The organism is Achromobacter sp. 2789STDY5608621 (assembly GCF_001299375.1).
GTDB classification, from domain to species: domain Bacteria; phylum Pseudomonadota; class Gammaproteobacteria; order Burkholderiales; family Burkholderiaceae_B; genus Achromobacter; species Achromobacter insuavis.
Map to the genome: position 1 here is coordinate 45814 of NZ_CYTU01000042.1, position 6625 is coordinate 52438.

The following is a 6625-nucleotide window of genomic DNA, read 5'->3' on the forward strand; positions in this document are numbered from 1 at the left end:
TTGGCAGGGGGTGAACGTTTTTAAGCGGGGAGTGTGGATAGGACAATTGACATAAGCCCTATAGTTGCGCTTGTACAACGCTGATACCCGGTGGCCGTAATGGCCCTGGTGCGATTACGCCGCCGGATAATTGCCTTGGTCAGCGGGAAGTCGGCCGCCTCGCGCGGAATTTGTATTGTGTATCTTGTATGGGCTTGGGCGAGTGTTGTTTTACAGCCGGCAATTTGATAACCTCCCGCAATCACGATTGTCTTGGCTTCTCCTAAGGACTTAAGTTCGATCGCGATACGAGCCTCTGACTGGTGGGTCCAGTCAGAGGCTCACCCATTTTGACGGGCGGATATTGGACGGCATCGGTCGCGAGCCAGCGTTTAGTTTTCTTTTTCCATTGGCCGCACGTTTTCTTTGTGCCGCCATGGGCGGCTCGTCTCCATCCCAATATCGAGCGCCGCCGTCTTCTCTTCGAGACGGTTGACTGCGCGACCGAGTTTCCCAGCGTTATCGGTGTAAATGTCGGCTTGATGACGGGCCCGAGAAATGGCAACGTAGTACACGTCCCGTTGTGTTGTCCGGCTGTAGCTCTCAGCGTTGATGAGCACTCGATTGCACGTCAACCCTTGCGCACTATGGCTTGTTGTCGCATAGGCACGATCCAGGTGGAGTGGGGTAGCCGAGGCGTCCAACGTTAGGCGTCTGCCTCCATTGCCAATAGTCACCGTAGTGGGCGTGACCGCCAGCACCTCAAACCGTCCGCCGTTTACGAGATCCAACTCTGCATTGTTCCGTGTCACGCGGACCCAGTCGCCCGCTGACAGTTCGGCCTCCACGGGCTGATATACCGAGAGTTTCGTGGCCCTGGCTGGGTTAAACGTCGATCTCGTCTTCGTGGCCAAATGCTCGACCTCCAACTCGTTCGGCTTGCCGGTAGCGCCGATCACTCGGTACATCTCGTCTTGCTTGAGATCACCAAACTTGTAGTCTCGCTCAGGTTGAATGATGTCGTTGTAACGGTAGTAGTGCGCCACCCGGCGTTCGGCCTGCGTGGTGTCGCGCCGGGTTAGCAGATTGAAGTCGAAGCCACGCCCTGCCAATCCCAGAGCCTGGTGCGTTGCCTCGTTCAACGCGTTCCGGGATTCATTCGTTCCTGTAACGATGAGCGTTTCGCGTCGATCCTCGGCGGTCTGTGCCGCGTACTCGCCCGCAATGCGCTGATAGCGCTTCACGTCTTCGCCAATGGTGTGTACCGCCTTCAGCTTGGTGTCGATGACCCCCAACGAAGTGGACGCCTGGCCCCGCGCTGCAAACTCGACTGCTTCCTTCAGCTCGGGCGATTTCTGGCGGACAATGTCGCCCATCAGAGCGGTGGCCATGCCTGCAACCTGCAATTGGTGGAACGGGCGCCCCGCCTCGATCGCCTTGGTCTGGCCGGTATCCCCCAGCATGACCACGCGGGCGCCGTCCGTTTCGGCCATTTTCATGAGGCGTTCCATAATGCGAGCCGGCACCACGCCCGCCTCGTCAATGACCAAGACGGTATTCGCATCCAGTTTGAAACGATCCTGGTGGTGCGCTTCCAGCACCGAAGCCACAGTTCTTGCCTCCATCCCGAGTTCGCGCAATGCTTCAATCTGCTTGCCATAGGAGGCAACAGCCTTGACGGTAAAGCCAGCCGATTCCGCGGCCGCCTTGACCTGTTTCAACATATGGGACTTGCCAGTGCCGGCAAGCCCTTGCACGCCGACAAAGCGGTCCGAGCTGGTGAGCATCAGTTCGGCGGCCGCAAGCTGGCCAGGCTTGAGAGATCGGCCTCGCAATGCTGCTTGAGCCGATTCCGTCTGCAGGATCGGCTCGACCGCTCCTCTTCCTTCACGCTCAATCTGCAGGATTCGCTTTTCACGCTCACGCGCTACCTGGGTGGTGTATCGGGCACCAGTGGGAACGAGTTCACCGCGCGAAACTGCCTGCCGCACATGGGCTTCGGCCTGCCTCTTTGTCATCCCGTCCTGCATGTGCTCGCTGATCCATGCCGCCCGGGACATTCCTTCGCCTTCTCGGTTGCGAGACAGGCGATACTCCAGCGTACCGAGGATCAGATGTCCTTTGTCGAGCGAACGTCTCACGGCAGCCTTGAGATCGCGCAGCTGCACGCCGGAGCCTCGGGAATGGAGCAATGCGGTCTTGAGCAGGGCTTTGCCATCCATAACCGACTCGCGCTCGGTATGGTGTTTGATCGCCCATTTCAAACACTCGTCCGCGACTAGGGCAAGAGCATCCGGCGAATGCTCTCGAGCCTTTTGGGCCGGCTCTCTTTCCCGGTTGAAGTCCACGCCAAGTTCGGTCGCCTGGCGTTCCCAGTCCCGCTGCAGCTCTTCCCGAGTGACCTCGGGCGCCTTTCCCTTGCGAGTCTTGAGGGTGATCGTTTGTTTGAGTTCGCGGCTGGCCGTCTTGCGGTCCAGGCCCATGGCCTCCAGCTCGGCATTGATATCTCCGGAGCGTTTTGACAGGCCCTCGATCTGCTCTCTCGAAATATGGGCCAGTTCGAAGCTCTTGCCATCGTAGCGAATGCTGTGGCCAGCCCGCTCAAGCTCGCTGGCCAGTTCGGCATGGTAGACAGATTCGGCCAGCGACTTCAGCCGGAAGATCTCGTCGTTGGAAATCGCCGTCCAGCGCCCGTCGGCGCGCTGGGTGATGTTCATCATCACCGCATGGGTGTGCAGCTGCGGATCGCAATAATGGCCTTCCGTCGGCCGAGCGGTCTCATGGCGGAACTTGGCAATGACGGCATTGCCGGTGCGTTCCATTGTGGTTACGCCTTTCTCAGTTTGGCGAGCGCGCACGAGTTCGTTCTCGATGAACGCCAGCGCCGCGGTGACGGCCTTGTCATGGGCGGCGATCGCAGCCGCGTCCTTGCCGATCAAGGCTTGAATGCTGACGCTCTTGGGCGGCGAGAAGGTGATGTCCAGCGCTGCTCGAGCCTCGGAGTCCAATCGGATGGACTTGGACAGCTTGATGTCTGGGCCAAAGTCTCCGCGCAAAGCTGCCAGGAATTCGTCCTGGTTATAGATGCTGCCGGTGAGTCCCAGTGCTTCGGCTGCTTTTCCCTGCCACTGTGCTGCGGTGCCGTCGCGGCTGTAATAGTCGTCCTTCTGGTCAGCGTAGTAGTGGGACGCTCTCGTCGCCGCGCTGCGATGAACCGTCTTGAGAGAAATCATGTGCGGAGATCCTATCTGGAGGCGATCGCTCGATAGCCAGCGGCCGCGGCTTGACCAGCCATCGTTGGGTCTTCAGGCAGGTCGACTTGCTCCCAAGATTGGGGAGCATGGGCGGCGGGGTGCCTGGCGGGACGCGCCTTCATGCGCGTGGATTCTTCGAAGGGCGCGTTGCGTACGGCGAAGGTGACAGGCTCCAAGACGAACTTGGCGATCGGGCGGTCGCCGGCGAAGGCCACCCAGCCGGTCAGATCCGGCAGCGTCTGGACCTGCGCGGGCGTGACGACGCGCTCGGTCGAACGCACCATGCGTTCGCTGGTGTTGCGCGCACTGCCCGGATTGCGGCTGTCGGTGTATTCAGGACGTGCGACCTCGTGCTCGCCCAGGGCCTTGGACATCTCTTCGGCGGTCGCCGGATCCGTCTTGGACCCGCCGAGCACGACGAGCGAGCGAAAGCTCGCGCGCAGCGTCTGCGCCATTTTTTCACCGAAGATGTCGTCCAACTGCGAGACGGTTTGCAGGCCCGCCAGGCAGCAGCCGCCTTTGCGACGGCCCTTGGTCAGGTAGTCTTCGATACTGGCGAGTTTCTCCATCGAGGCGAGTTCGTCGATCACGAGCCACCAGCGCCGGAAATAACTCTCGGGCAGTGACAGCAGCGCCGAACAAAAGACATCGACCCAGGTCGAGACAAGCGGCTTCATGGCCTCCTTCATGTCCTCGCGCCAGGTGATGTAGAGGTTGCCGGTGCCGGTCTCCATCCAATCTCGGATGCTGAACTTACCGGCCGGCACCGTGACGTGCTCGGCCAGATACTTGGACAAGACGAACCGAGCACTGGTGAGTGCCTTGCTCGCTTCAGCGGAGCCGGCGAACAGCGATTCGGCGAGCGTACCCGTCAGGAAGGCGCGCAGGTCCTTGTCCGAGGCAATGGTGGTCCAGCGAAACAGTTCCTCGACTGAGGGCGTACCCAGCTCATGGAGCTTGCGCGCGGTCTCGCGCAGCAAGAGGCGGGCGTAGCCATTCCATTCCTCGGCATTGTTGTCCTTGCCCAGCGGCACGATGGAGAGCGCAATCCGCTTCCAGTCGTACTCGGCACGAACCTCGTTGAAGAACGACCAGCCTTCGGTGCGCTGATCGTAGGGGTTAAGCAAAACATCGGTGGGGCGCCCGAAGCGGCTGTACAGATCGCCGTCGGGGTCCACGATAACCATGCGATCGGCGCGCTTTTGCGCCGAGAAGACCAGGGCACGCAGCAGCACGGATTTACCGCTGCCGGTGGCGCCGTTGAGCAGCGTGTGCAGGTTTTCGATGTTGGTGGGCATGGGCACGCCCGCCACGTCGATCTGGGCGGTATGGGGTTCCGTGCACAGTTTGCGCAGCTTCTTGATGGGCACGGCCTCGGTGCCGCGGATGTGTTTGGCGTAGCCCGCGCCATCAAAGCCCTTCTTGGTGGCGTGGCGCTTGAGCGCGAAGGCAAGCGAGAAGGCGATGACCAAGCCGAGGATCGGGGCGGCGATGAGCGGAAGATGCTCGGGCGTGGCCAGGATCCAGCGTGCGAGCACCAGCCAGGTGATCTGATTGAGCGGGATGCCTGACATCAGCTTGGCGGTGAAGAACCAGGCAAAGCAGGGGAGAAGCAGGACAGCGAACCGGAGGATGCGCCGGCGAGTATCGGGTGCCATGGATTTCCTTGCGAGAGAGGACGTGCTGCGCGCGTGGCGCGAGGCGCCGGCCGGGCGATGGCCGGGCCGGCAAGAAAGAGCGGGGCAGAGGGCAGCTCAGAGGGTGAGGGCGAGGACGGCCGCGCAGAGCGCGCCGCCCAAGAAACTGCTGGCCACGCAGAGCAGGCCGGCGCGCCAGGCAGTGGCGGGAAGCGCGCCCTGGGCCGAGCGCGATGACACGCGCAGCTCGCTCGTGGCGCGGGCGAGAGCGCGTGTGGCATCCAGCATGGCCCGGCTGGCGTGGTCGGCCGCTTGAGTGGCGGCCTCTTGGCCCGCTTGGCGGATGGTGCCGGGCAATGCCGACAGTGCCTGCTGAACATCGGCCTGCTGCAGGGCGATCTGCTCGAGGCGGCCGATCAACTGGTGGCTCTCGCGCAGGATCTCCTGGTAGAGCAGCTCCACCTTGCTTCGGGGCGGCGCCGGCGCAGTCTGCGGGACATCGGTCATGACTGGCTCCTAGGCAAAGAGCGCATTGAAGGCTCGGTCGAGCTGTCGATCGACGGGGCGGGCCAGCGATTGCAGGGCGTGCATGTCGCTCAGATGGGAGGTGAGCGCGGTGTCTGTGCGGTCGGCTTCGCGCAGCAGTTGGCGATAGTCGGTCGTGTCGGCCAGGATTTCCTTGATGGTGGTGCGCTTGTTGGCCAGCAGGTCAAAGACCTCGTTCTCGAAGATGGCGGCCTCGGGGTTGGCCAGAAAGCCGCCCGCCTGGCGTGCATAGCCGAAGATGGCGGCGAACTCATCGCGCACATCAGCGTCGACGCGGTTGAACAGCACGCGCACACGCTCTGCCGGCACGCCGATCTCGGCCAGGGCCTGGATCGTCTTGATGGTCTCGCGTTGGGCTTTGCCGGAGGCCACGACCGGCAGCACGTAATAGTCGACCTCGAGGTGGGCCTGGTCGTACTTCACCAGTTCGGCCAGGAAGTCTTCGATGTTGGAGGCGCCCACGTCGACGATCGCCGCTTCGGCCATGAGCAGCTTGCGAAAGAGACGTCCGAATTGTTCGCCGCGCAGCTGCTCGACGTCCAGGCCCAGATCTGCGGCGCTTTCGTTGGTGGATTCGACCGCGATGATCTCCGCGTCCGGCACACGCGGCGCAAAGACGTGGCTGGTGGCCATGGTCTTGCCGACGGAACCGGAGTAGTTCAGGGTTGCGATTTTCATGGGGGAAATTCCTATTTCTGGCGGCCGAGTTCGGCCAACTGGTTGAGGTCAAGGGTGTCGGCGGATCTGCGCAACTGGACGAGGTCCGCCTTGCTTGCGATGGTGCCGGTCGCTTTGGGTAGTTGCGGCGCCGGGGCTGTGGCCTGCGGTTTGGGGAAATCACCATGCCCAGGCGCAGTGGCATGCGTCGCGGTCTTGGACTTTCTCTTTCGCCATCGGCATCGTGCTTGGCGAATGGATGCCGCTTTCATGGTGATCCCAGCTTTTTCCAGAGCGGTAGCGATTGCGCCGTATGGCACGCCCTGGCCGACGAGGTCGTCGATGAGCGGTAGTAAGCCTCGAAATCTGGCACGAGTGTCCGACTGCAGCAGAGCGTTTAGCTGCTGAACGGCGTCCGCATCGTCAGGAGGTCGTGGTGGAGCTTGAGTTTTTTGCATGATGAAATGCCCGGCGCCTCCGGGCTGCAAAACGGGGTTGACGGGAGGGGGGGCCGCGCCCGCGTGGCGGGCGCGGGGGAACCGTTGCGGTTCC

The 6625-nt window shown here is 62.1% G+C and carries 5 protein-coding genes and 1 pseudogene; all 6 read right to left on the reverse strand.

What is annotated here, in order from left to right; genetic code table 11:
- Window positions 1–371: 371 nt before the first annotated feature.
- Window positions 372–2201 (reverse strand): ATP-dependent DNA helicase, encoded by a 1830-nt coding sequence (locus AOZ53_RS35295; RefSeq protein WP_369816856.1) that lies wholly within the window; start codon window positions 2199–2201, stop codon window positions 372–374.
- 129 nt (window positions 2202–2330) lie between these two features.
- Window positions 2331–3212: pseudogene (gene mobF / locus AOZ53_RS35300) on the reverse strand (MobF family relaxase); the annotation flags it as partial.
- 11 nt (window positions 3213–3223) lie between these two features.
- The gene (locus AOZ53_RS26710) at window positions 3224–4891 is read right to left on the reverse strand and encodes a type IV secretion system DNA-binding domain-containing protein (RefSeq protein WP_054490087.1); all 1668 of its coding nucleotides are present in this window, start codon (window positions 4889–4891) and stop codon (window positions 3224–3226) included.
- 96 nt (window positions 4892–4987) lie between these two features.
- Entirely contained in the window at window positions 4988–5377 is a 390-nt protein-coding gene (locus AOZ53_RS26715; protein WP_054490089.1) for a hypothetical protein, read from the reverse strand.
- 9 nt (window positions 5378–5386) lie between these two features.
- Window positions 5387–6094, reverse strand: coding sequence for a StbB family protein (stbB, locus tag AOZ53_RS26720; protein WP_054490091.1), 708 nt, complete (start codon window positions 6092–6094; stop codon window positions 5387–5389).
- A gap of 11 nt (window positions 6095–6105) precedes the next feature.
- A partial coding sequence (locus AOZ53_RS34475; RefSeq protein WP_231690696.1) for a hypothetical protein occupies window positions 6106–6625 on the reverse strand: 520 nt, incomplete at its 5' end.

Bases quoted from the DNA above. Each gene is read 5' to 3' on its own strand.
- AOZ53_RS26710 (WP_054490087.1), bottom strand. From the start codon at position 4,891: ATGGCACCCGATACTCGCCGGCGCATCCTCCGGTTCGCTGTCCTGCTT.
- AOZ53_RS26715 (WP_054490089.1), bottom strand. From the start codon at position 5,377: ATGACCGATGTCCCGCAGACTGCGCCGGCGCCGCCCCGAAGCAAGGTG.
- stbB (WP_054490091.1), bottom strand. From the start codon at position 6,094: ATGAAAATCGCAACCCTGAACTACTCCGGTTCCGTCGGCAAGACCATG.
- AOZ53_RS35295 (WP_369816856.1), bottom strand. From the start codon at position 2,201: ATGGATGGCAAAGCCCTGCTCAAGACCGCATTGCTCCATTCCCGAGGC.